General features: G+C 36.2%; 24 protein-coding genes. 17 read left to right on the forward strand and 7 right to left on the reverse strand.

Annotated features, from left to right (window positions below):
- Positions 1-75 precede the first annotated feature (75 nt).
- The 4 genes from Q0037_RS05390 to Q0037_RS05405 all read right to left on the reverse strand — a co-directional run bounded on the left by Q0037_RS05390 (position 76) and on the right by Q0037_RS05405 (position 3814).
- Positions 76-1137, reverse strand: a complete 1062-nt coding sequence (locus Q0037_RS05390) for a mannose-1-phosphate guanylyltransferase (RefSeq protein WP_297516433.1) — start codon at positions 1135-1137, stop codon at positions 76-78.
- A gap of 89 nt (positions 1138-1226) precedes the next feature.
- Positions 1227-1796: a SprT-like domain-containing protein gene (locus tag Q0037_RS05395; protein WP_297516557.1), complete on the reverse strand. Its 570-nt coding sequence runs from the start codon at positions 1794-1796 to the stop codon at positions 1227-1229.
- Positions 1797-1870: 74 nt separating this feature from the next.
- Positions 1871-2545: an SDR family oxidoreductase gene (locus Q0037_RS05400; protein ID WP_297516434.1), complete on the reverse strand. Its 675-nt coding sequence runs from the start codon at positions 2543-2545 to the stop codon at positions 1871-1873.
- Between the two features lie 129 nt (positions 2546-2674).
- Positions 2675-3814: an acyl-CoA dehydrogenase gene (locus Q0037_RS05405; RefSeq protein WP_297516435.1), complete on the reverse strand. Its 1140-nt coding sequence runs from the start codon at positions 3812-3814 to the stop codon at positions 2675-2677.
- Between the two features lie 94 nt (positions 3815-3908).
- Between Q0037_RS05405 and Q0037_RS05410 the strand changes: the two genes are divergently transcribed.
- From Q0037_RS05410 to Q0037_RS05425, 4 genes are read left to right on the forward strand one after another with little or no spacing between them, the layout of a single operon-like run.
- Positions 3909-4982: an anhydro-N-acetylmuramic acid kinase gene (locus Q0037_RS05410; RefSeq protein WP_297516436.1), complete on the forward strand. Its 1074-nt coding sequence runs from the start codon at positions 3909-3911 to the stop codon at positions 4980-4982.
- A gap of 42 nt (positions 4983-5024) precedes the next feature.
- Positions 5025-6251: a Glu/Leu/Phe/Val dehydrogenase dimerization domain-containing protein gene (locus Q0037_RS05415; RefSeq protein WP_297516438.1), complete on the forward strand. Its 1227-nt coding sequence runs from the start codon at positions 5025-5027 to the stop codon at positions 6249-6251.
- Positions 6251-7408 (forward strand): Na+/H+ antiporter NhaA, encoded by a 1158-nt coding sequence (gene nhaA / locus Q0037_RS05420; protein WP_297516440.1) that lies wholly within the window; start codon positions 6251-6253, stop codon positions 7406-7408. The genes Q0037_RS05415 and nhaA overlap by 1 nt, the downstream gene beginning before the upstream one ends.
- A gap of 38 nt (positions 7409-7446) precedes the next feature.
- Complete coding sequence (locus Q0037_RS05425) at positions 7447-8433, forward strand: energy transducer TonB (RefSeq protein WP_297516442.1); 987 nt, start codon at positions 7447-7449, stop codon at positions 8431-8433.
- Positions 8434-8458: 25 nt separating this feature from the next.
- On the opposite strand, the gene Q0037_RS05430 is transcribed toward Q0037_RS05425, so the two are convergent.
- The gene (locus tag Q0037_RS05430) at positions 8459-9682 is read right to left on the reverse strand and encodes a glycosyltransferase family 4 protein (RefSeq protein ID WP_297516443.1); all 1224 of its coding nucleotides are present in this window, start codon (positions 9680-9682) and stop codon (positions 8459-8461) included.
- Positions 9683-9729: 47 nt separating this feature from the next.
- Between Q0037_RS05430 and Q0037_RS05435 the strand changes: the two genes are divergently transcribed.
- From Q0037_RS05435 to Q0037_RS05465, 7 genes are all read left to right on the forward strand, one after another.
- Positions 9730-10311 carry a tRNA-(ms[2]io[6]A)-hydroxylase gene (locus Q0037_RS05435; protein ID WP_073361423.1) on the forward strand — a complete coding sequence of 194 codons (582 nt, stop codon included), beginning with the start codon at positions 9730-9732 and terminating at the stop codon, positions 10309-10311.
- A gap of 593 nt (positions 10312-10904) precedes the next feature.
- Entirely contained in the window at positions 10905-11264 is a 360-nt protein-coding gene (locus Q0037_RS05440; protein ID WP_297516447.1) for a hypothetical protein, read from the forward strand.
- A 108-nt stretch (positions 11265-11372) separates the two neighbouring features.
- On the forward strand, positions 11373-11993 hold the full coding sequence (locus tag Q0037_RS05445) for a sigma-70 family RNA polymerase sigma factor (RefSeq protein WP_297516449.1): 621 nt from the start codon (positions 11373-11375) through the stop codon (positions 11991-11993).
- Between the two features lie 2 nt (positions 11994-11995).
- Complete coding sequence (locus tag Q0037_RS05450) at positions 11996-13222, forward strand: hypothetical protein (protein ID WP_297516451.1); 1227 nt, start codon at positions 11996-11998, stop codon at positions 13220-13222.
- Positions 13212-14354, forward strand: a complete 1143-nt coding sequence (locus Q0037_RS05455) for a M48 family metalloprotease (protein WP_297516453.1) — start codon at positions 13212-13214, stop codon at positions 14352-14354. The genes Q0037_RS05450 and Q0037_RS05455 overlap by 11 nt, the downstream gene beginning before the upstream one ends.
- Positions 14355-14356: 2 nt before the next feature.
- Complete coding sequence (locus tag Q0037_RS05460; protein WP_297516455.1) at positions 14357-15289, forward strand: hypothetical protein; 933 nt, start codon at positions 14357-14359, stop codon at positions 15287-15289.
- Complete coding sequence (locus Q0037_RS05465) at positions 15282-18428, forward strand: CHAT domain-containing protein (protein ID WP_297516457.1); 3147 nt, start codon at positions 15282-15284, stop codon at positions 18426-18428. Before Q0037_RS05460 ends, Q0037_RS05465 begins: the two co-directional genes overlap by 8 nt.
- A 24-nt stretch (positions 18429-18452) precedes the next feature.
- On the opposite strand, the gene Q0037_RS05470 is transcribed toward Q0037_RS05465, so the two are convergent.
- On the reverse strand, positions 18453-19064 hold the full coding sequence (locus tag Q0037_RS05470; protein ID WP_297516458.1) for a hypothetical protein: 612 nt from the start codon (positions 19062-19064) through the stop codon (positions 18453-18455).
- Between the two features lie 27 nt (positions 19065-19091).
- Positions 19092-19286: a hypothetical protein gene (locus Q0037_RS05475; protein WP_297516460.1), complete on the reverse strand. Its 195-nt coding sequence runs from the start codon at positions 19284-19286 to the stop codon at positions 19092-19094.
- 270 nt (positions 19287-19556) lie between these two features.
- On the opposite strand from Q0037_RS05475, the gene Q0037_RS05480 reads away from it, so the two are divergent.
- The 6 genes from Q0037_RS05480 to Q0037_RS05505 all read left to right on the forward strand — a co-directional run bounded on the left by Q0037_RS05480 (position 19557) and on the right by Q0037_RS05505 (position 22891).
- Positions 19557-20378, forward strand: coding sequence for a hypothetical protein (locus tag Q0037_RS05480; protein WP_297516461.1), 822 nt, complete (start codon positions 19557-19559; stop codon positions 20376-20378).
- 40 nt (positions 20379-20418) lie between these two features.
- Positions 20419-20946, forward strand: coding sequence for a hypothetical protein (locus tag Q0037_RS05485; RefSeq protein ID WP_297516463.1), 528 nt, complete (start codon positions 20419-20421; stop codon positions 20944-20946).
- Positions 20947-21045: 99 nt separating this feature from the next.
- The gene (locus Q0037_RS05490) at positions 21046-21240 is read left to right on the forward strand and encodes a hypothetical protein (RefSeq protein WP_297516464.1); all 195 of its coding nucleotides are present in this window, start codon (positions 21046-21048) and stop codon (positions 21238-21240) included.
- Positions 21230-21697 carry a hypothetical protein gene (locus Q0037_RS05495; RefSeq protein WP_297516466.1) on the forward strand — a complete coding sequence of 156 codons (468 nt, stop codon included), beginning with the start codon at positions 21230-21232 and terminating at the stop codon, positions 21695-21697. The genes Q0037_RS05490 and Q0037_RS05495 overlap by 11 nt, the downstream gene beginning before the upstream one ends.
- A 34-nt stretch (positions 21698-21731) precedes the next feature.
- On the forward strand, positions 21732-22292 hold the full coding sequence (locus tag Q0037_RS05500; RefSeq protein WP_297516468.1) for a hypothetical protein: 561 nt from the start codon (positions 21732-21734) through the stop codon (positions 22290-22292).
- A 95-nt stretch (positions 22293-22387) separates the two neighbouring features.
- A complete protein-coding gene (locus Q0037_RS05505) occupies positions 22388-22891 on the forward strand; it encodes a hypothetical protein (protein ID WP_297516469.1) in 504 nt (167 codons plus the stop codon).
- The last annotated feature ends 62 nt before the right edge of the window (positions 22892-22953 follow it).

The following is a 22953-nucleotide window of genomic DNA, read 5'->3' on the forward strand; positions in this document are numbered from 1 at the left end:
ATAAGAATTTACTTATAAAGATAATGAATTACTCCTTCATTACTCCCCTCATCATAAAGTAAATTTCAAGAAAAACTACATTTCGTTTGCCTTGGCAGTAATCCGCTTGATCTCTTGTTCCTTCCCTTTAGGATAAATCAACAAAACATCTTGATGGTCTACAATGATAAAATCATCCAATCCATCAATCACAATAAGCTTTTTTCCTTCGGAGCGAATAATATTGTTGGAGGCATTCTCCAAAATTACGGTAGCATTTACTACCGCATTGTCTTGAGCATCTTTGTCCAATTTTTCATGAAGTGAACCCCAGGTTCCTAAATCATTCCAATCAAAAGTAGCGGGCAATACAAAGACATTTCGGGCATGTTCCAAAACGGCATAATCTATGGAAATGTTTTCTGCATGTACATAATGTTCCGCAATAAAATCGGATTCACTTGGGGTATTGTACGCTTCCATTCCCGCTGAAAACAACGTATACATCGCCGGTTGAAAATGATGAAAAGCTTCAGTTATCGCTTGTACATTCCAAATGAAAATCCCTCCGTTCCACAAGAAATTTCCTTGCTCCAAAAAGTGTTTGGCTGTTTCATAATCGGGTTTTTCGCGAAATTGAACCACCTGCTTCACTGGGGCAGTCTCCATTTGATTGTATTCGATATACCCAAAACCCGTATTGGGGAATGTGGGTTGAATTCCCAAGGTCATTAGTGCATTTTCATTTTCACAATAATCAAAACACTGCTGTAAGTTTTGTGTAAACGCTTGTTCATCTTCTATCCAATGATCGCTAGGCGCTACCACGACCACCGCATCTGGATTTTGTTTCTTGATTTTTAACGAAGCATATAAAATACATGGTGCCGTATTACGCATCGCTGGCTCTAACACAATTTGTTCGGGCGCTACTTGGGGCAATTGTTCCAAAACAAGCGCATTGTAACGCGCATTAGTTAAAATCAATATGTTCTGTAGAGGAATGCTCTTCGACAAGCGACTGAATGTTTTTTGTATCAAGGTTTCCCCCGAACCCAACATATCGTGAAATTGTTTCGGAAAATCAGCGGTACTCACCGGCCAAAAACGAGAACCAACTCCGCCAGCCATTATAATCGCGTAATAATTAGAATTCATGCCGTTAACAATATTTAGCTTTACCCTTTACCTGGGGCAAATATACTGATTCTTGTGGGGAAAATAATCGTAACAAATATTTAAAATCGCTATGACTCGCGAACAGGAACGAGTTCAACCTCAGCATTGGCATTAAACAAAAACAATTTTCCTGTAGCTACCTCCAAACCAATGTAGCGCTTCACCCGCAGACCCTGTTTTTGAAAAATCCGACCGTTTTTTAGTCGAAAATAAGCGCCATTGGGTACTTCATGGATAAAATATACATCCGACTTACGCTCGTCAAACTGTTTTAACGCATAAGCCAAACGCGCATCGGTATCACTGGAGGCTGTGGGATTACGAAAATGTTGGGCCACCAAGGGCAACACCGAATGCGGAAAAATCTCGGGGCGAATAAACGGCACCATCAGCCGTTGGAACGTCATTTTCCATTCAACCCCATGCGGCTTAATTTGCCTCCCGTAGTGCTCAAAAGCTACCAAATGCGCAATCTCGTGAACTAAGGTGATCAAAAAACGGTACTTATTCAAATTGGCATTCACCGTAATCTCGTGCTTCCCATTGACCGCTTTCCGATAATCACCATGCCGCGTTTGCCGCTCATGGACAATTTTTAAATGCACACTATGGGTTTTGATCAACTCAAAACAAGGCATTACGGCATGCTCGGGGAGGTATTTGGCGAGGACTTCCAAAGGAATATGTTAAATTATAAATGTTAAATTATAAATTAAGGGGTTGAAGACGAAACCTGAATAATTTTTCCATTGTGAAAAGTATTCCCATTTAAGGTGAAATTATAGATATAATCGGCCATTTCGGCGGCAGACACAGGCGCTTGGTACCCCGGGAATGCTTCTTCCAACATTTCGGTTTGAACCGCGCCTAAGGCCAAGACATTAAATGCAATACCGCGTTCTTTGTACTCCTCAGCAAGTAATTCCGATAAGGTAATGACCGCGCCTTTGCTCGAACTGTAAGCGGCTAATCCAGGGAATTTCATACTGCCTTGTACACCGCCCATCGAACTCACACTGACCACATGACTACCCGCCGGCATGAAGGGCAAACACACTTGGGTGAGCATCGCTACGCCGAAGACATTCACTTTGTAAACCTGCTCAAAATCTTCCATACGCAATTGTTCAAAAGGCTTGTTGACCAAACTCCCCGCATTGTGGATAATGCGATCCACCTGCTTCCAACTGTGGGTGAGAAAATCCCGCACCTGTTGCAAATCGTCTTCCACCGTTAAATCAAGTGAAAAGCAAGTAATATTGGGGTGCTCCATTAACTCCTGAGGAATTTTTCGCGATAACGCCAATACATGATGCCCCGCTTGAGCACATTGAAGCGCTAAGGACAAACCGATTCCTCGGGAAGTTCCAGTAATGATAATATTCATAGGCTTTATGTCTAGTTGGTAACTCTTTTTTTTCGCATCCGCAGCTCATGGCCATTGAAGCAAAGTTAGGGATTTCACCCCACAAAAAAACCTCCCCTAAGGGAGGTCTCATTATTATTCCTATATAATTTAAGAAATCAATCCGCGGGAAATTACAATACGTTGGATCTCGGAAGTTCCTTCGTAAATCTGTGTAATCTTCGCATCACGCATCATACGCTCTACATGATACTCAGCCACATATCCATTACCTCCGTGAATTTGCACCGCCTCATTGGCAACTTCCAACGCGACTTCAGAAGCATATAATTTGGCCATAGCACCACTGTGCGCAATGTCTTTTCCTTCATCTTTCTCCACCGCTGCTTTCATCACCAACAATTTTGCCGCCGTCGTTTTCACATACATATCGGCCAATTTGAAAGCAATTGCTTGGTGTTTAAAAATCTCTTTCCCGAAAGCCTTACGCTCTTGGGCATATTTCAACGCCAATTCATAAGCACCATATGCAATACCCAAGGCTTGCGAAGCAATACCAATACGGCCTCCATTTAAAACATTCATGGCAAAAGAAAACCCAAAACCATCTTCACCAATGCGGTTTTCTTTTGGCACTTTAACATCCGTAAACATCAAAGAGTGCGTGTCCGAACCGCGAATACCCATCTTTTTTTCTTTGAGTCCAATTTCAAAACCTTCCCATCCTTTTTCTACGATGAAGGCATTGATTCCTTTGTGTCCTTTTTCAGGGTCGGTTTGCGCCATCACTAAATAGGTAGAAGCGGTTGAACCATTGGTAATCCAGTTTTTGGTTCCATTCAACAAATAATAATCCCCCATGTCTTTGGCTGTCGTTTTTTGCGAAGTAGCATCCGAACCTGCCTCAGGCTCTGACAAACAAAAAGCACCGATCTTTTCACCTTTGGCTAAAGGCACCAAATATTTCATTTTTTGTTCTTCGCTACAGTATTTCTCCATTCCCGCACATACCAAAGAATTGTTCACCGACATGATTACTGCCGCTGAAGCATCAACTTTGGCAATCTCCGTCATCGCCAATACATACGATACACTATCCAATCCTGCGCCGCCGTATTTCGGGTCGACCATCATGCCCATAAAACCCAAATCGGCCATCATTTTGACCTGCTCGGTAGGGAACTTGGAGTGTTCGTCGCGTTCAATCACGCCGGGCAATAATTCGTTTTGAGCAAAATCACGCGCCGCCTGCTGAATCATTAAATGCTCTTCGGTAAGATTAAAATCCATATAAATTCGTATTTGTTAATCGTAAATTTTAATTTTGGTTTCCAAATGTATAATATAAAACGCGAAACTTCAAACGATTTCGTAATTTTAAAAAATGTCTAAACACACCTACCATATCCTCGGTGTCATGTCGGGCACATCCCTCGATGGCATTGACTTGGCTGAAGTTTTTTTTACGCTCGAAAACAGGCGTTGGACCTATACTTTCGGGGTTTCCGAGACCCTGCCCTATCCCGACACTTGGCTGCATCGTTTGCAGGTTGCGCTTCACTACTCTCCACTGGAACTTCAACAACTTAATCAGGACTACACAGCCTATCTCGGCGGAGTGATAGCGGCATTTATCAGAACCCATCGCCTCCAAGCGCTCGATGCCGTGTGTTCTCATGGCCATACGATTCTCCACCAACCTCAAAACGGATATACTTTACAAATCGGCAACCTTCCTGAAATTGCCTCCTATTGCCAACAAACCGTGGTGTGCGACTTTCGCGTGCAAGATGTGGAACGCGGTGGACAAGGCGCTCCTTTGGTTCCCATCGGCGATCGAATGCTATTTTCAGCATACACCTATTGCCTCAATCTCGGGGGGTTCTCCAACGTGTCTTTTGAACACCAACAACACCGCATTGCCTTCGACATTTCGCCCGTCAATACCGTTCTCAATCACTATGCGGTTCAACTTGGAATGGCCTATGATGCCGGAGGAGAACGCGCCGCAGGAGGAACGCTATCACCTGAATTGTTGGATGCTTTAAATGGCTTGGAGTATTATACACAACCCTTTCCTAAATCATTGGGAGTTGAATTTGTTCGTGAAAAAGTCTTACCATTAATGCAACGTTTCAACCCCGCGCCAGAAGACGCCTTACGCACTTTTGTGGAACACATTGCCCAACAAATCGCCCGTGCGTTACCCCTGGCCCAAGGACGTTTACTGATCACTGGCGGAGGAGCTTACAATCATTTTTTGCTACAGCGAATGCAAGCCTACCTCCCCGAAATGACGCTCATCGTTCCCGACAATACCACACTTGAATTTAAAGAAGCATTGATTTTTGGTCTATTGGGCGTACTGCGATTACGAGAGGAAATCAACGTGCTTTCAAGCGTTACTGGTGCCCACGATGACCATTGCAGCGGAAAAGTGTACCCTTGGAAAGGATGAATTATAAAGGAATGCGTACTTTTGCCGCACAAACAAACTACGATGAAAGATTTACTTAAAAAATTTGAAAATAAACAACCTGAAATCATCTTCAATTGGAAAGATAGCGAAACCGATGCCGAAGGATGGACCGTAATCAACTCCCTGCGTGGAGGAGCGGCCGGCGGTGGGACACGGATGCGCAAAGGACTCGATATGAATGAGGTACTTTCATTGGCGAAAACCATGGAAGTGAAGTTTACCGTTTCTGGCCCTGCTATTGGAGGCGCTAAATCAGGAATCAACTTTGACCCCAACGATCCCCGTAAAAAAGACGTATTGAAACGATGGTATAAAGCGGTATCGCCTTTATTGAAAAGTTATTACGGCACGGGAGGCGACCTCAACGTCGATGAAATCCATGAAGTGATTCCCATGACCGAGGAATGTGGTGTGTGGCATCCGCAAGAGGGTGTGTTCAACGGCCATTTTAAACCCACCGATGCCGACAAAATCAACCGTATTGGGCAATTGCGTCAAGGTGTGATCAAGGTGATTGAAAACCCCAAATTTTCTCCCGATGTATTGCGCAAATATACCGTAGCCGACATGATTACGGGATACGGAGTCGCCGAAGCCGTTCGCCATTATTACAATACGTATGGTGGGGATTTTCATGGCAAAAAAGCCATCGTGCAAGGATTTGGTAATGTGGGTTCGGCCGCCGCGTTTTACCTTGCTGAGATGGGCGTTCGCGTCATTGGAATCATTGACCGAAATGGAGGTGTTTTGAATGAAAACGGATTTAGCTATGATGAAATCAAACGGTTATTCCTCAACAAAGACGGCAATACGTTAGTGGCCGAAAACATGATTCCTTTTGCCGAAATTAATACTAAAATTTGGGCCATGGGAGCACACATATTTGCCCCCTGTGCCGCCTCGCGTTTGGTAACTCAAGACCAAGTAGATGCCATGATTGGAAACGGATTAGAAGTCATCACTTGTGGAGCCAATGTCCCTTTTGCGGATAAAGAAATCTTCTTCGGCCCCATTATGGAACATACCGATCAAAAAGTGAGCTTGATTCCTGACTTTATCTCCAACTGTGGAATGGCACGCGTGTTTGCCTATTTTATGGAGAAAAAAGTGCAAATGACCGACGAAGCCATTTTCTACGACACCTCCGAAACCATCAAAAAGGCCATCGAACGCATACACGACCGGAAAGCCGACAAACAAAACATTAGTGCTACTGCTTTTGAAATTGCATTACAACAATTGGTGTAATGAAAGTAACCCGTTTATTTACTTCCTTTTTTGAAAGTGAAAAAGCAGGCGGATTAGTCCTTGTATTTTGCACGATGCTCTCCTTATTCTTGGCCAATTCCCAAGGGTCGGAGTCGTATTTGCATTGGTGGCATACCCCCATGGGAGGAAAACCCGTTGAATATTGGATCAACGACGGTTTGATGGCTATCTTCTTTCTGTTAATCGGACTCGAACTCGAACGGGAAGTTTACATCGGGGAACTCTCCAAAATCAAAGATGCTGCACTGCCCTTAGCGGGTGCCTTGGGAGGCATGCTCGTTCCAGCATTGCTTTTTGTTGTCTTTAACCACGACACTCCTACCCACAAAGGCTATGGCATTCCCATGGCAACCGATATTGCTTTTGCTATTGGCATCTTGTCATTGTTGGGCAAACGGGTTCCCGTGGCCTTGAAGGTTTTTTTGACCGCCTTGGCTGTCATCGATGACTTGGGCGCAATTTTGATGATTGCCATTTTTTATACTGATAGTTTAGATTTGGTGAATCTCGGCATTTCCCTGGGGGTGTTTGGCGTGCTGCTTATCCTCAACCGACTAAAGGTCAACAACCTGTTGTTATATCTTATTGGCGGGGTAATCATGTGGTATTTCATGTTGCATTCAGGCGTGCATGCCACGATTACAGGCGTGCTCTTGGCCTTTGCCATTCCGTTTGAAAATGGGAGTCCGCGCACCATTTCGTACCAACTCCAACAGTGGTTACACCATCCCGTAGCCTTTGTGATCATTCCTATTTTTGCCTTATGCAATACCGCTGTTGTGATCGAAGGCAATCTCATCGATACCTTACATCACCCCTACAGCATTGGAATTCTAGTGGGCTTAATCGTGGGGAAACCGTTGGGTATTTTTGCTTTTAGTTGGCTCACCGTTCGTTTCAAACTCACGCAACTTCCCGAAGGATTTACCTGGCAGCGGCTCTTGGGACTCGGGATGTTAGGAGGCATCGGATTTACCATGTCCATCTTTATCACCCTATTGGCATTTGACGATACGACCGTTATCAACAATAGCAAGTTTATCATTGTAATTGCCTCGACTGTATCGGGTCTTTTGGGCTACCTCTGGTTGCAGAAAACGCTTCCTCCCAACGAAGCTCTACCGAATCAATCATAATTTTTTGTACTTTTCAGCGTTAAAATTAAAAACCGCGTATGGATTTCCAAGAACAATCATCGCAAGATGTCTCTTTTGACCGCTCACAAGACCGTCTTAAACCGCTCGGAGAAACGACTACCCAAGACAAACGCCTTTCGTTAGTTTTGGCGACAGCACTCTATGCCGTGCTGATTTTGGTTTTGTTTTTCATTCGCTTTTGGCCTCCTTCCGATAAAGAAATGGCGGCTTTAATTGCAGGCGGTGGCGGCGGTGGCGGGGTCACCGTGAATTTTGGCGATAGTGATTTTGGTTCGGGTGCAGATTACCGCAACGACGACCTTAATGTTACTAACCAAAAAGCAACGGCAACACCCACGCCTGAAGAAAGTTTGCTCACCGACGATAGGGATGCGGCTCCCGACGAGGTAGTGGTTCCTAAAAATGAACCCACCAAAAAACCGGTGACGCCCACCAATCTTCCTGTAAAAACAACCCAACCCAAGGAGGTAAAACAACCCGTTCGTAAAGTCGATGATGCTTTAGCCAATATCCTAAAAGGAGGGAATCGTGGCGGCAATGGTGACGATGCCGCAGGAGGTAATAAAGGAAAAACCAACGGCAGTCTCGGTTCCAACGGCTACTACGGTAGTGGCGGAAGTGGAGGCGGCACAGGAGGCGGAAATGGCCCTGGTAATGGAACGGGAACAGGTCCCGGCTCAGGAAGTGGCAGTGGCGGTGGTAATGGGAGTGGCAACGGACGCGGTAACGGTCCCGGCTACGAACTCGCAGGCCGCAAAGCGCTCAACAAACCCCAACCGGCCTATACCTGTAACGAACAAGGCACTGTCGTGGTACAAATTACCGTGGATAAAAACGGAAACGTCATCGATGCCAAACCGGGCGCGCGCGGCACCACCAATTCTGCTTCATGTCTTGCTAGTCAAGCCAAGATTGCGGCCATGCAAACCAAATGGTCGGCCAGTCCCGACGGTGCTGAACGGCAAGTGGGGAAAATCACTTACAACTTCAAATTAACAGAATAAACAAAAGCGCTTTCGGGCGCTTTTTTTAGGTCTTATTCTTTTCACTAATCCATTTCGAGAGGTAACGGGTGCTTTGCAACGTATGGTGGTTGAGCAATTGCCCCACCACATTGGCCTCGCGATGGACGTCCAACCGGGTTATTACCGATTCCCACCGCGACCAAAAAGTTGCCGTATGGGGTGCCGCCGAAAACTGCTGTTGCAATAACGCATATCCATTTTGTTGTGCCGTAGCCCAAGTCGTGGGTTGGGTGTATAGGGTCACTGCGGCTTCAGCAAAAACATCCCAATCCTCGGTGATGACCCCATTCCATAAACCGTTATCGTGCATTCCTTCGGCGCCAATGGGCGTGGTAACGGAGGGCGTACCCATTTGCATCGCCTCGAGCAATTTGCCCTTGATGCCCGCACCAAACCGCAAGGGGGCCAACATGACCTTGGCATTTGCAATGACCGCTAAAGCTTCGGGAGCACGCCCGAGGCAATGAAATCCCTGCTTGGGTTGGTGCATTTGTTGGATGCGTTCGGGAGGATAAGCACCGTAAATATGGAGTTGTGCCTGGGGCAGTTGACGTCTAATTTTTGGCCAAATCACGTCTTTTAACTGCTGTACCGCATCGGTATTGGGGTCGTGCATAAAATTGCCGATAAACACAAAATCGGTACGCGAGGCAAAATCGGGCACCGAAGTTCTTTTTTCACCAAACAAGGGCAAATACACCAATTGGGCCGCTGGGAATTGCCATTCGGTTTGCAACCATTGGTACTCAAAAGCCGAAATGACCAGCACCCAATCACAGCGGTAAAAGGCAGCCAGTTCACGTTTGGCGGTATCGGAAAGCAGTAAAGCACGCGAGAGCGGCACCTGCTTTTTGACCGCCTGTTGTCGCGCCGCACGTAAGAAATGGAGGTCTTGACTGTCGAGTAGTGTAAAGGCTTGGGGACACTGTTCGCGCACGCGCCAGCCGAACTGTTCTTCGGTCACAAAACGGTCAAATAGCACCACATCGGGTTGCAAGGTCTGCACCCAATCGTAGAAGGCCGCATCGTTGACAGCTATGGGATGAAAGGTGTAGGGATAAGCCGCCCAATCGATGGAGAAATCGCGGTTGTGCGCTGCTGAGGCCACGGTGATGGCGTACCCTTTGGCTGCAAAAAGGGCAAGGAGTTGCAACGAACGGGTGCCGGCTGCCGACGAATGCGGTTCGGGCCACACGAGACCGATAAAAAGTAACCGTGGAGTTTCCATTCCTACAAAGAAAACATTTAATTTTGTGGCATCAAAACGCAATCGTTATGTTGGGATTACAATTGGCCACCGACCCACGCTGGGTGAATATTGTGGAAGCAAACATCGAGGAAATTTTAACCGACCACGCCTGGTGCGAGCAAAAAGCCGCTTCCAATGCGATTTATATTATCGTTAATAACTCCGACAAAGTGGAACTGGTGACCGAAATGTTGCGCATTGCCCGCGAGGAATTGGAGCATTTTGAACAGGTCCATGAAGTGATTAAAAAACGGGGATTGGTATTAGGCCGCGAGCGCAAAGACGACTATGTGGGTGAATTGGTAAAATTTATGAAAAAAGATGGCAGCCGCAACGATGCCTTGATTGAGCGTTTGCTTTTTGCCGCCATGATTGAAGCACGAAGTTGTGAGCGTTTTAAAGTGTTATCGACCAACATAAGCGACCCTGAGTTGGCGCAATTTTACCGCGAACTGATGATTAGCGAAGCGGGACATTACACGACCTTTTTGAAATTTGCCCGTCAATACAGCGAATCCATCGATGTAGACAAACGCTGGAAAGAATGGATTGCCTTTGAAGCCTCGATCATCACCAAATACGGCAACAAAGAAACGGTACACGGGTAGGAAGATTTTGGTGTGGGGTGAAGAAGTTGAGAGCGATTGGGCAGCAAGGTTTGAAGAAATTGGTTGCTATTTCTTCCAGTCTGTTAGTTTGGTATACTTATTAAGGAACTTGATTAGCTGTACTGTTACTTCTTTTTGTTCTGGTATAGATAAAAATTAAAAAAAACTCCCACAAGGCGCAAATTCATAATACTGAGATTATGAGGTGGCATAAATTAGATACACATCTAAAACTATAAATTGTTTGAACAAATTTTTTCAGCCCTAAATACCACACCAATCTATCTTTACAATCGTAAGAACGATACCTACTCCAGCTCGCAATAATTCCCAACTTTATGATGGTAAACTTGTTTAGCTATTTACCTAAGTATTTTTTCATTTATTGTTGTATTTAATGATAGAATGCGCAGCAGGAGATCTAATATGATCAAGTTTACTGAAAATATTAAATTCATCCATTTGTTTCTTTGGCTGACCTAGTAATGGGCTGGTTAAAAAAAAAAAATAAAAAATAAGGGTTACCTTTTTTCTATGTCACTATTAACAAGTGTAAAAACAATTTAATCATTAACAATTTAAAATTTATTATTATGAAAAAAGCATTCTTCTTTATCGCGTTTTTGTTTGCAACTGCTACTTCTTTTGCTCAAACATCCACTTATGTTTCGGGTTATACTCGCAGTAATGGAACTTATGTGCAAGGGTATTACAGAACCACTCCTAATTACACCCGTAATGACAATTACAGTACTGTGGGAAATTTAAACCCATATACTGGTACTTATGGAACAAAGCCAGCAGACACTTATGTACCAGCTACAACCAATTCATCTTACAGTACTCCTACTCATTATTCTACACCAAGTTATACTACTCCTATTTACACAGGACCTCGTGGAGGCACTTATTACATTAATAGCAATGGAAATAAAACTTATATAAGTAGATAATGGAATTCATATTAAATCAATCTCCTTTTTTTAGGGAGATTGATTTTGTTTTAGCCTTATTTTTATCGCAAAAAATATTAAATTGTGCCTTTGTAATTAAAGGATGCAATGGTTCAAAAAGTAAGTTTTTCAGAACTTAATGACCAAGAGTTATTAGGTAAAATAAAAGAGAATTCCGATTATTTGGGTATCGTTTATAAACGATGTAAAGCAAATTGTTTGGGGTTTATGAGGAAAATGACTAATGGAAAAATTAGTGATTATGAACTGGAAGATGTTTTTCAAGACGCCAATATCATACTTTATGAAAAAATAGTAAAAGGTGATTTTGTTCTTACGGTACCTTTTCAAACGTATTTGAATTCTGTTTGCCGTTTCCAATTATTGAATACTATTAAAAAAAGTAAATTGACCACTGATTATCAAGACAATTCCGATGATGACGATGATGAAAACCCTAATAGTTATCATTCTTCTATAACGGATAGTTTGGATGCTGTAGATCATTCCAACGAAACGCAATTTTTGGCAATAGAAACTGCTTTAGTGAAAATGAAAGACGCTGGAGGACATTGTTATGAATTACTCACTTTGTTTTGGTATCACAAAAAATCAATGAATGAATTGACTACTGAATTTGGTTATAACAATTCAGATACTACTAAAAATCAAAAGGCAAAATGCCAAAAGCGATTGGAAAAAATTGCTTATAACGAATTGAACCAATAAAAATGAAATTAGCTATCGACATAGTACAAAGTTTGTTGTTGCCAAAATTGGAGAAAGATGCCAGTTTTGATATCAACCAAACAAATATAGCTTTTTGGGAAACCTTTACTCATGCCTTACTTGATTTTGAAAAGGATGCTAAACCAGTATATGCTGCTATTTATAGTTTGGGATTGAAAGATGCCGAGAAAATCATTTCTAAATTAGATACTGTTTACATTTCTTTTATAAAAGAGTTGGCTGAAAACCATGTTTTAGGAATTACTTCTGAAACCATTGATTATTTGATTAACTCCAAAAACAGCACTTTTGAAAAAGAAGTACACTTCTTTACTGATTTACAAAATGCCATTAAGAAAATAGAGCGCAAACGCATTAAAACGGACCTTCCTAATGCTTTTGATAAACTAAGCTTTGAAATTTCTGATGATGCCATTGCCTTAGCTATTACCAAAAAAGAACGTGAAACTCTCAAAGAAAAAATGAATGCTTGGGATAAGGAATTAGTTACCTCGGAAGAATCTCCTGTTTATTCTGTTTCTGCTAAAAAAGAGACTAAAGTTATCTCTTTATCTTGGATAAAATATGCAGCAGCTGCATGTATTGTTTTGACAGCTGGAATTATGTATTTTAAGTTTAATACTGACACCAATTTAGTTCAACCAGGTGATCCTAATGTGGTAACTGCTCCGGTTAAAAAAGACACTACATTAAAAGGTACAATTACTGCTGAAATCCCAACAGATTCATTAGCAGCGATTTCAACTGTTTCAAAAAACACACCTGTTATTGAAAGTGGTTTAGGATTTGCTTCAAAAGAGAAGAAAATTAAGATTATAGAAAATAATCAAAGAGCTAGAATGCAATCTATTGTAATTGCCATTGATAAATATCGTCAATTTCTTGAAAAAGAATTGACTGAAAATAAAGTTGGTTATGGTCCTGTTGTAAAAGAAATTGAATCTAAAATTAAAGCACTTCAAAATAAATTATCGATATTAAAGGAAAGAGAGAATCACTATGTTTTTGATGGTAAAGCATTGGTAATGTATGTTTCGAACAATGCTAAAGAAAATTCTATTGTACTTTATGAAGCTACTTATTATCTGAAAAGAGATGCTGATTACTTTAAGTTGACTGTTGCCGAGCAACCTCAACTTTATAAAAAAGAAAGCAATACAGAATTAGTAAGTGAATTGGATAAAATTATTTTTGATTATGGAAATTAAGACTAAAACATTTTTAAAAAAAGGACTTACCCTGTTTTTCAGTGTGATGTCCTTTTTTATGTTTGGACAAAATAAAGAAGAACCACAAATTAGAAAGGTTTTCAACCAAATCGTTTTAGCCTATGGAAGCTCTAAAACGGCACCAGAACTTGTGGTAACGAAACAGAAACAAGACAGACCAGCTTTTTACAAATTTGACAAGAAACCGATTGTAACTATTGATGCTTATTTATTTACTATTTGTAGAAGTTTTGGAAAAGACAGTTTAAATGCATTGTCCGTAGTCATTGGTCATGAATTGGCACACTATTATAATGAACATAGTTTTTGTACAGATTTTGCTTTTGCTATTCGCAATAAAAATGAAGTGTTTTCTAAAAAAGTTAAGTTGATTGATAAGAACCAGAAAATTATATATGAAACCCAAGCCGATGATAAAGGCTTGTTTTATGCTGCTATTGCCGGTTATGAGCCATTTGAAGTACAACCCAAATTGTTAGATACCATTTATACCCAATATCTATTAAAAGATGCCGATGGTTACCCAACAAAAGTGCAAAGAAAAGAAATTGCTAAAAATGCTTTATTAAAAGCCAAAAGGTTATATGAAACCTTTACACTTGGATTAAAATATATTCAGGAGAAAAATTATGATAAAGCTATAGAGGCTTTTAATACTGTCAATAACGATTTCCCTTCACGAGAGAACTATAATAATTTAGGTGTTGCTAAAACCCGAAAAGCACTTGATTTACAAGAACCAAATACAATTGAAAAAGCAAGCCCCGAAAGGTTTTTGTATCCTATAGAAATTGAAAATAAAAGCCGATTGAATAAAGAAATAACAAGGTCTTTGGATGATAATAGTGAAGTAATTGAACAACTATTGAAAGATGCACAAAATGATTTTCAAGAAGCAATTCGTTTGGACCCAAATTTTACAAAAGGATATATTAATTTGGCTTGTGTTTTAGATTTATTGGGTAATTATCCAAAATCTATTGGGACAATTTTTGATTTAACGAAAGAGCAACAAAATAGTATTGAAGCGAAACGAATATTAGCGATTGCCTATTTTCATGATAAACAAGAAAATAAAGCTCTTGCTATTTGGAATGAACTAAAATTATAAGTATGAAAAAGTTTAAATTATTATTTTTTATTGTTTGTCTTCCCTGTTTTGTTTATTCTCAAGAATGGAAACAGTATTCAGATTCAATTTCAAAAATTACTTCTGTAAAACATGACAAAAAAGACTTGGAAAAAGCCAATACATTTATTGAATTAGCAGATAAGGACATAGAAAAAAATGGATGTAATAAAGATACAATATTTGCGCATTATTTATATTTAAAGGGATTTATAAAATATAAAATAGGACAATTTACTTCTCAACCATTTGAAGAATCTATTTCTATTTGGGATAAATCTCCGAAAAAAAATTATTTAAAATTATCTAAAGTTCATTATTTTCTTGCAGATGGATATAATGTAAGTAAAGATTATTCAAATGCATATCTAAACTATGAAAAATGCTATTTGATAAATAAACAATTTAAATTAAAAAATAATATTTATTTCTCAAATTCTGTTTATTGTTTATCAGTAATTGATTACCGAGAAAATTTTAATTTTAAGAAAGCTGAACAATATGCTATTGAATATATAGAATTGAATAAAGAAACTGCATATTTGAATTTTGACTTTAATTATGCCTATGCATTTAGATGGAAAGAAGATTCAAAAGGTTATGAAAATGTATTATTAGATTTTAATAGTAATTATGAGAACAAAAACATAAATAATCCAGACTTGTATTTTCAGATTAATTATTTATTATTTGATTATTACAGGAAACAAATTTTTTATTATAAACAAAATAAAAACGATGAACTTATTAAATATGGCGAAAAAGCTATTGAAATTCAAAACAAATTGAATAAAAAAAATGATGATATTTTGCAAGAAATATATCTAGAGCTAGCTTTATCATATAACGAGAAAAAAGATGAAGTAAATAAAAAAAAGTATAATGATTTTCTGAAAAAAAGGATTTTTAATGAATAAGAAAATTAATATAAATTTAATTACTCTAATTTGTGTTTTTTTATCACACTTTTTGAATGCTCAAAATAGTGTTGACTCTACAGCAATTTATTTTGATTTAAAAAAATATGATAAAGCAATAGAATTTGGAAAAAATGACTATTTTTCATTAGTTGAATACGGCTTAAAACTATTTTCAAATAAGGATTATGAAAATGCATTGCCTTTTTTATTGAAAGGTTATGAAATTGGTGAAAACTCATTGAATAATGATGATAAAATTTATATTAAATCATACATTGGCGTACTTTATTTGTCAAAATCAGATTATAAAAACGCAATAATAAATCTTGAATTTGCTATAAAATTACAAGAAAGTTTGTATGGAATAAATGGTCAAAATTATTTAGAGTTTCAAAATGTACTAGCTTATACTTACAAATCAAATAGGGAGTATTTAAAAGCTGAAAATCTATATATAAAAAATATTGAAATAGTAAAAAAAGGATTATTGATAAAGGATAAAGAATTTATCACATCATTAAATGGCTTAGCAGATATATACTCTGATAAAGGAGAATTAGAAAAGTCAGAAACATTTTATTTTCAGGCTTTAGATGTTGTTAAGGAAATTTTCGGTGAAAAGAATCATTATTATGTTCTTACTTTAAAAAATATAGCTAGTTTATATGGTGAGCAAGGTCGATTCACTAAATCAGAAGAATTTTATTTTAAAACTAAAGCTATTGTTAAAGAAATTGATGGAGAAAATAATCTTGAATATGCATTATTGTTAATGGATTTAGCTGGATTATATAAAGCTCAATATAAATATTATTTAGCAGAACCATTGCTCATAGAAGCATTAGCTATTAGAAAAGAAATATCAGGGGAAAGAAATGATTTTTATATTTCAACCTTAACTTCGTTGGCACAATTATATAATTTTCAGGGGAAAAATGAAAAATCAGAAATGATATATTTAAAGTCGTTATCATTAACTAAAGAAATATTTGGAGAAAAAAACCCTAAATATGCTGACGCTTTAAATGATTTAGCTAATTTTTATGCGGATATTGATTATTATTCAAAAGCTGAAAGACTATATAAAGAAGCTAGTGAAATTATTAAGGAAACACTTGGAAATAAACATCCGGATTATATTGCATCGTTGAATGACTTAGCAAATTTTTATGTAAAGGGAAAAAACTTCACTGAAGCACAAAACATATTTTCAAAATTACTAGAATATAAAAAAGAAATATATGGTGAAGATACTAGTGAATATGCATTTTCATCTTTAATTTTTGGATCTTTATACCTTAGTCAAGATAAATTTAGCCAAGCGGAAGAATTATTTTTAAGGTCATTAGAAATTTATAAAAAAATATATGGAGAAAAGCATCGTTTATATGTAGCCAATTTATCTATTCTAGCGAATTTATATAGAAGATCAAATATAAATAGTAAAGCTGCAAATTTTTATGAAAGATATTTGATTTCAAATCGCGATAAAATTATTAATGATTTATACAGTTCTTCTGAAAATGAGTTAATTAATTATAATGACATTTTCCTAAAAAATGAAATGCAGATTTTTTCATCTCCATTATCTTTCATTAGTAATTTTCCAGATTTATATCCTAAAATAAATATAAACGCATATAATAATGAGATATTAATTAAAAATATTTCAATTAGAAATAAAGAATTAATTAAGAATTCAATCAAAAAAAATAGTAATGAATCAATCAAGACTAAATATGATAAGTATTTAAACAACAAAGTTGAAATTAATAAAAATAAAGAATTGTCTTTAGTTAACAGGCCTAAAAATTTTGAAAGTCTTATAATTGAAACAGACCTAATTGAGAAAGAGTTAATTAAAGAATCTGTTAGTTTTTCAGACTTTAAAAAGATAATTTCAATTTCTTGGGAGGATATTAAATCTAAATTAAATGAAAACGATATTTCAATCAATATTTTTCAATATTTGTCTGCGGAAAACAAAATGAAATATTCTGTTTTTCTTGTTAAAAGTCATTCAAAATATCCTAAAATTATTTCTCTTTTTGAAGAAAATCAACTTGAATTATTAATATCAAGCAAAGATGAAACAATAAAGTCGAACAAAATTGACAGTCAATATTCAAATAAATTAATTAGCGATTTATTTTTAAAGCCTTTAGAAATAGAATTGATTGGTGTTAATAATATTTATTTGTCACTTTCAGGATTAGGACATCAAATCAATTTTGCAGCTTTACCAATTAATTCAACACAAAATTTTGGAGAAAAGTATAAACTTCATATTTTAAATTCTCCCGCGGAATTAATTGATTATAAAGTTGCTTCTTTGGAAAAGAAAAGCAAAATTGAGTTACTACTCTTCGGAGGAATTGATTACACTGAAAGTAAAGGAAATATTAGTATGGTTGTTAATGAGAACACCATATCATCCAATGAAAATTTTATTAATACTGCAAAAAGAAGCGGTATTGAAGCTTTGCCAGGAACATTAAAAGAAGTTGATGGAATTAACTCAAATGCAAATAAGAGTGGTTTTAATTCTAAAATATATAAAGAAAGTGAAGCAACAGAAGAAAGTATTAAAGCATTAGATGGAAAAACTACTCCTTTTGTATTACACCTTGCGACTCATGGTTTTTTCTTTCCCGACCCAGTTCAAGAAATTTCAAAAGATATTGTAAGTTCAGGCGGTAAGTCAAAGATTTTAAAGGCTTTGGAAGATCCAATGATGCGTTCCGGTTTATTGTTGGCAGGGGCTAAAAATTATTGGGGAAAATCAAATCCAAACAATACAATAGAAGATGGCATACTAACTGCTAACGAAATTTCAAATCTAGATTTAAGCGCTTGTCAGTTGGTAGTGTTAAGTGCTTGCGAAACAGGATTAGGAGATGTTAAAGGCAGTGAAGGAGTTTTTGGTTTGCAACGTGCTTTTAAAATGGCAGGGGTTAAAAACATCATTATGAGTTTATGGAAAGTACCTGATACGCAAACAGCAGAACTTTTTGATATTTTTTATAGTGAGTGCTTTGCTGGTAAAACGATTCATGAAGCATTTCGGTCAGCTCAATCTCAGATGAAAGCAAAATATTCTCCTTATTACTGGGCAGGGTTTGTGTTGTTGGAGTAGGTTACACCAGATAAACATAAAGAATTATTCTATTTTCATAAATGCTTCTATTATACTTCTGAAATCATACTTCTGAGTTAATTGAAAATGGTAATTTTCGTCGAAAATTTTCCCAAAAATATCGTTGTAAATTTTATTAGCAAAGTCTTTTAAACAAATTAAATCTTCAACACTAATATCATCTTCTGGAATATTAGGGTCTGTATGTGCAAAAACTTTATCTCGTAAAGATTTTATTTTTTCAATAATGACTGATTTATTTTCCATTTCTAAAGTTATTTCAGCTACAACCGACATCAAATCTTCTTTGCTTTTCAAAACATCATTCAATTTAGTTTTATTCAATAATAGTATTTGATTTAATTCATCGTCAAAATCTTCCATTGTGATTTTTTTGCAAAGTTTTGAAATACTCCTTTTTTGTTGACCACTATCAGAAAATAACTTTGCAAGTTGGATTATACATATAAAATATTGTTGATACCATAAATTTAAATAGACTTCAGAATGTTGAGTTTTAAAACTAATTGAATTTTTATGTTTTAGTATGTACAAGTTGTTTGTGGTAAGATTTATGTCGAATAATACGGATTTTAAATCTATACCCCAATCCATTAATTCCTTTAAGGTTAACATTTGATTTTGATTTTTATGCTCTTCATATCATTTTTCTAAATCATTTGAATTAATTGAAGTCGTAATTCCATTTTCAAATTCAACTTCACAAGAAGTAATTCCATCGACTTCAATCACTTTTTTCACTATTCCAGTAGAATTTTCAGAAATATCTTTAGTGTAAGTGTAATCATTGGTTTTCCCAGTATATTTTACTTTCGTAACTTCTTTAATAGTTTCCATAATAAAAAAATTTAAGGTTAATAAGTAACAAATGTATATGACAAATTATTGATTAACAATAGAAATATTGACGTTACGGAATTTTTTTGACATAATATAGCATTACTATCTTTTTGGTTTAAAATGATATCCCAATTCTTTGATAAATTAAAGATTTGGGATTTTTTTTATTTACTAGGGTTACCTTTTTAGTTTTTAATTATAAACAGTTGTAGAAGGAAATAAACTTCTTCGATTTAATAGATTCAACAAACTTAAAAAACAATTATCATGGGATTATTCGACTTATTTAAATCACCAGAACAAAGAAAGCAACAAGAACAAATTAATCAGTTGCGAAAACAAATATTTCCTGGAGGAAGACAACAACAAGAGCAAGAGGTTCAAGAAGTGCGCCAATTATTAAATTTTAAATACTCTAAAGAGGCAACAGAATATGCCTATTGTTATGCGGTAACATCTTACTTTACTTCAAATTTCACCAATGGCAATGAATTAACTGATGTTATTCTTAGAAATTCAAAATGTGCTGTATCAAGAGAAGATGCCGCCAAAATAGCTCAGTTTGCGGTATTAAAAAGACATTATAACTCTAATGATTCAATAGGACAAACATTACAGCAAAAATCAGATGGAGAAAAATTATTTATGGTTGCCTTTGGTGCCATTGTAGAAATTAAAAGAGCTTATAAAGATTTAACCAACTTTGGAAAATTTGAAGTGTTATTATTCAATTCGTTGATTGCGTTGCAAGAGTATCAATCTAATTATCCAGAAAAATATGAGAACATGCAAGAAGATTTTTTTAGAAATCTATTTAAGCAAGCTAGAGTATACAATATACCTATGACAGATTATGAACTTGCAGATTTTGTAAACTCAAGATTTGAAACGTATTTATTAGAGATTATTAGATTTTTTGATGAAGAGGAAGATGGCTATATGCTTTTGAAAATTTACACTCTGTTCTATGAACAACCTTTGGAACCAAATCCTGAAACTAGCTTTGATTTATTTGAATATGCTGCATTTCTTCCTGCTTTAATGCAAATGAGAAATTATGTTATAGAAAAATCCTTTACAACTATATAACTGGAATTTTATAATTATTACTCTTCAAATCAATAAAGTCATGTATCATAAACTATTACTTTTCATGGTTTTTCTTCCAACAACCATTTTCAGTCAAACAAAATTTACCAGTTCAAAATACAACTATTCTTTTATCATTCCGGATGGCTGGTATGTAAAAGATAAAATATACAATCCGGATGTGGATGCTAAAATTGTGAATGGCAAAGGGAATTCATTTATTGTTTCGATAAAAACGTTTCCCACGTCAACTAAGTTAACTATTAAACAACAAATGGCTCCCCTATCAACCCAAGAACTTGAAGAGCAATTTAATGCCGTATATGGGTCAGCTCAAATTGTAAAAAGAGGCACCTTTATTATCGACTTAAAAGAATTCTATTATTTGCACATGCTCACACCATTTGATCATGGGTTGCAATTGTATCACAAGCAATTTGCCTATAGTTATGGGAATAGAGTTTTGACCATTGATGCTTGTTCCATTGAAACTTATCTAGATGAAACGACTCCAGCCTTTGCCATTATGTTGGACACCTTCAAAATCTTGAATTTGAAAAATAAATAATAACAGTAGGGTTACCTTTTTCTTTTTTGGATATAAACCAATAGTAGCAAGCAAAAGTCTTTCTACAAAACTATTTTCTAACATAAAAAAATAAAACACATGAAAACATTATTTGGAATTGGATTAATCATTTTTGGTATCATAACATTCTTTCGATACCTATCAACTTTTGGAATGCCTAATTTTTATGAAGCAATAGGAGCAATTATAGGAGTTGGATTATTTACATTTTTGCCTGGAATATTATTGATTAGAAGTGAAAACAAAAATAAATCGAATAGCAATGAAAATTAGAACTATTATACTCACGTTATTCTTGTTAGTTTCTGTTCATTCTTTCTCGCAAAAATTTTATTTGGGAGATCGATTAACACCAAAAGCCACCCAGTTTAAACTACTTGGTATATCCTCTACAACTGGTGTTCACACCTATAAATACATTGTTGCAATTACAGATAAATTCTTTTTTAATAGAAGAATTGGTGAAATTATAGTAGGTATTAAAAACGGTATAATTGTAACCACTATTTACAATCTAATTCCTGAAAATGGAGATGAAGGCGTACCTCAGTCCACCTTAGATTTAGTACAAGCAACCATTCCTTTTCCGTTGGCTTATCGCAATGGTGTGTATGGAGCTAATATAGACAATATGTCTGTTTCATTAAGCAGAACTAAGAATGCTATGACATTTAATAAAGACCGTATTATGTTCTTGACAACGGTAAAGAATAGTCTTTTGAGGGATTGATTCATCAAAACCATTAAAAAATAATATGTTTAATATGGATAAATTAAAAAAGCTAATCATTGGATTGTGTGGAGTTGCCGCAATTGGTCTCATAACTTATTATGTAATAGTAAATGATACGAAATCAGGAGTTGTTAAAAAGAACATCAAAAATCCTGAAGGTGAAACAATTGCAAATGGTGAAGTAATTCAAGACTCAATACTTGCGAAAATTACAAGTGCCTTGAGTATTGAAGAAGAATCGTTTACTCCAACAAATGAAGAAGGCGTTTATACAAATACAACCAAAGATAAAATTTTGGTATTAAAGGAAGATGTTTGGAAAACTATGATTAGAAAAACACAAAGAAAATTTCCAGTTGATGCAGATGATTGTGTATATGAATATCCAATTCCAGACTTGAAGAATTATACTTTTATAGGGTTACTTACGCATTTTACATACAATAAAGATTCCAAATTAACTACAGCCTATCGAGCAATAGAAATTAGAAATGGCAAATTAAAATCGTATGCAGGAGGAAACATATGTTGTGATTGTGAAGAAGGAGAGCCTCTTGTAGCACAGAAAATTGAAGCTGTTATAGTTAAATAAAAACCATCTAAGGTTTACAACATCATTTGTAAAATAATTTAAAAATGTCAATTACTAATAATTTATTCTAACAGAATAGTACGCAAAAAGTAAACATGAATAAAGAGCAAAAACAACTATTAAAGCAACTTGCTGAACTTGGCGATGTAATCCTTGTCCGGGAAGATGGAGGAAGAATAAAATTAAATGATAATGCAGAAATTTCATTGAACACACAGCTAGATGCTGTATTGTACTTCATGCAGCATTTAGATAATGGTATGCTAAAATTGATTTTAGAAGATCATTTTACCTATCAAGATTATGATAAGGTAACGTTTTTAAAAAAGCTTTCTTATGTTTTTGATGAATTTCAAGGAAATGGAAATACCTACTTAAATGTTTTTGAAGGGAAATGTAATTCAGTTGCTTGTAGCAATTTGAATTGTAGAGGGTTTTCTTTTGTAGGTAATCAAACGTATCATTACATGGATTTAATTATCCAAACAAAAGAGAGTAAGGTTTCTGATATTTATGAATGTTACGACTTTGTTAACGAAAATGATACTATACTAAAAAAAGATAAAATTATTATTGATGGTTTAAATCTTCCATTTTAACAACTCATATATGAAAAATATAGTACCTGCAATTATTATAATAATATTAGTGATTATTTTAC

The organism is Flavobacterium sp. (assembly GCF_027482425.1).
Taxonomy (GTDB): Bacteria; Bacteroidota; Bacteroidia; order Flavobacteriales; family Flavobacteriaceae; genus Flavobacterium.

Coding starts and splice junctions, on each gene's coding strand:
- Q0037_RS05390 (WP_297516433.1), bottom strand. CDS start 1,137: ATGAATTCTAATTATTACGCGATTATAATGGCTGGCGGAGTTGGTTCT.
- Q0037_RS05395 (WP_297516557.1), bottom strand. CDS start 1,796: ATGCCTTGTTTTGAGTTGATCAAAACCCATAGTGTGCATTTAAAAATT.
- Q0037_RS05400 (WP_297516434.1), bottom strand. CDS start 2,545: ATGAATATTATCATTACTGGAACTTCCCGAGGAATCGGTTTGTCCTTA.
- Q0037_RS05405 (WP_297516435.1), bottom strand. CDS start 3,814: ATGGATTTTAATCTTACCGAAGAGCATTTAATGATTCAGCAGGCGGCG.
- Q0037_RS05410 (WP_297516436.1), top strand. CDS start 3,909: ATGTCTAAACACACCTACCATATCCTCGGTGTCATGTCGGGCACATCC.
- Q0037_RS05415 (WP_297516438.1), top strand. CDS start 5,025: ATGAAAGATTTACTTAAAAAATTTGAAAATAAACAACCTGAAATCATC.
- nhaA (WP_297516440.1), top strand. CDS start 6,251: ATGAAAGTAACCCGTTTATTTACTTCCTTTTTTGAAAGTGAAAAAGCA.
- Q0037_RS05425 (WP_297516442.1), top strand. CDS start 7,447: ATGGATTTCCAAGAACAATCATCGCAAGATGTCTCTTTTGACCGCTCA.
- Q0037_RS05430 (WP_297516443.1), bottom strand. CDS start 9,682: ATGGAAACTCCACGGTTACTTTTTATCGGTCTCGTGTGGCCCGAACCG.
- Q0037_RS05435 (WP_073361423.1), top strand. CDS start 9,730: ATGTTGGGATTACAATTGGCCACCGACCCACGCTGGGTGAATATTGTG.
- Q0037_RS05440 (WP_297516447.1), top strand. CDS start 10,905: ATGAAAAAAGCATTCTTCTTTATCGCGTTTTTGTTTGCAACTGCTACT.
- Q0037_RS05445 (WP_297516449.1), top strand. CDS start 11,373: ATGGTTCAAAAAGTAAGTTTTTCAGAACTTAATGACCAAGAGTTATTA.
- Q0037_RS05450 (WP_297516451.1), top strand. CDS start 11,996: ATGAAATTAGCTATCGACATAGTACAAAGTTTGTTGTTGCCAAAATTG.
- Q0037_RS05455 (WP_297516453.1), top strand. CDS start 13,212: ATGGAAATTAAGACTAAAACATTTTTAAAAAAAGGACTTACCCTGTTT.
- Q0037_RS05460 (WP_297516455.1), top strand. CDS start 14,357: ATGAAAAAGTTTAAATTATTATTTTTTATTGTTTGTCTTCCCTGTTTT.
- Q0037_RS05465 (WP_297516457.1), top strand. CDS start 15,282: ATGAATAAGAAAATTAATATAAATTTAATTACTCTAATTTGTGTTTTT.
- Q0037_RS05470 (WP_297516458.1), bottom strand. CDS start 19,064: ATGTTAACCTTAAAGGAATTAATGGATTGGGGTATAGATTTAAAATCC.
- Q0037_RS05475 (WP_297516460.1), bottom strand. CDS start 19,286: ATGGAAACTATTAAAGAAGTTACGAAAGTAAAATATACTGGGAAAACC.
- Q0037_RS05480 (WP_297516461.1), top strand. CDS start 19,557: ATGGGATTATTCGACTTATTTAAATCACCAGAACAAAGAAAGCAACAA.
- Q0037_RS05485 (WP_297516463.1), top strand. CDS start 20,419: ATGTATCATAAACTATTACTTTTCATGGTTTTTCTTCCAACAACCATT.
- Q0037_RS05490 (WP_297516464.1), top strand. CDS start 21,046: ATGAAAACATTATTTGGAATTGGATTAATCATTTTTGGTATCATAACA.
- Q0037_RS05495 (WP_297516466.1), top strand. CDS start 21,230: ATGAAAATTAGAACTATTATACTCACGTTATTCTTGTTAGTTTCTGTT.
- Q0037_RS05500 (WP_297516468.1), top strand. CDS start 21,732: ATGGATAAATTAAAAAAGCTAATCATTGGATTGTGTGGAGTTGCCGCA.
- Q0037_RS05505 (WP_297516469.1), top strand. CDS start 22,388: ATGAATAAAGAGCAAAAACAACTATTAAAGCAACTTGCTGAACTTGGC.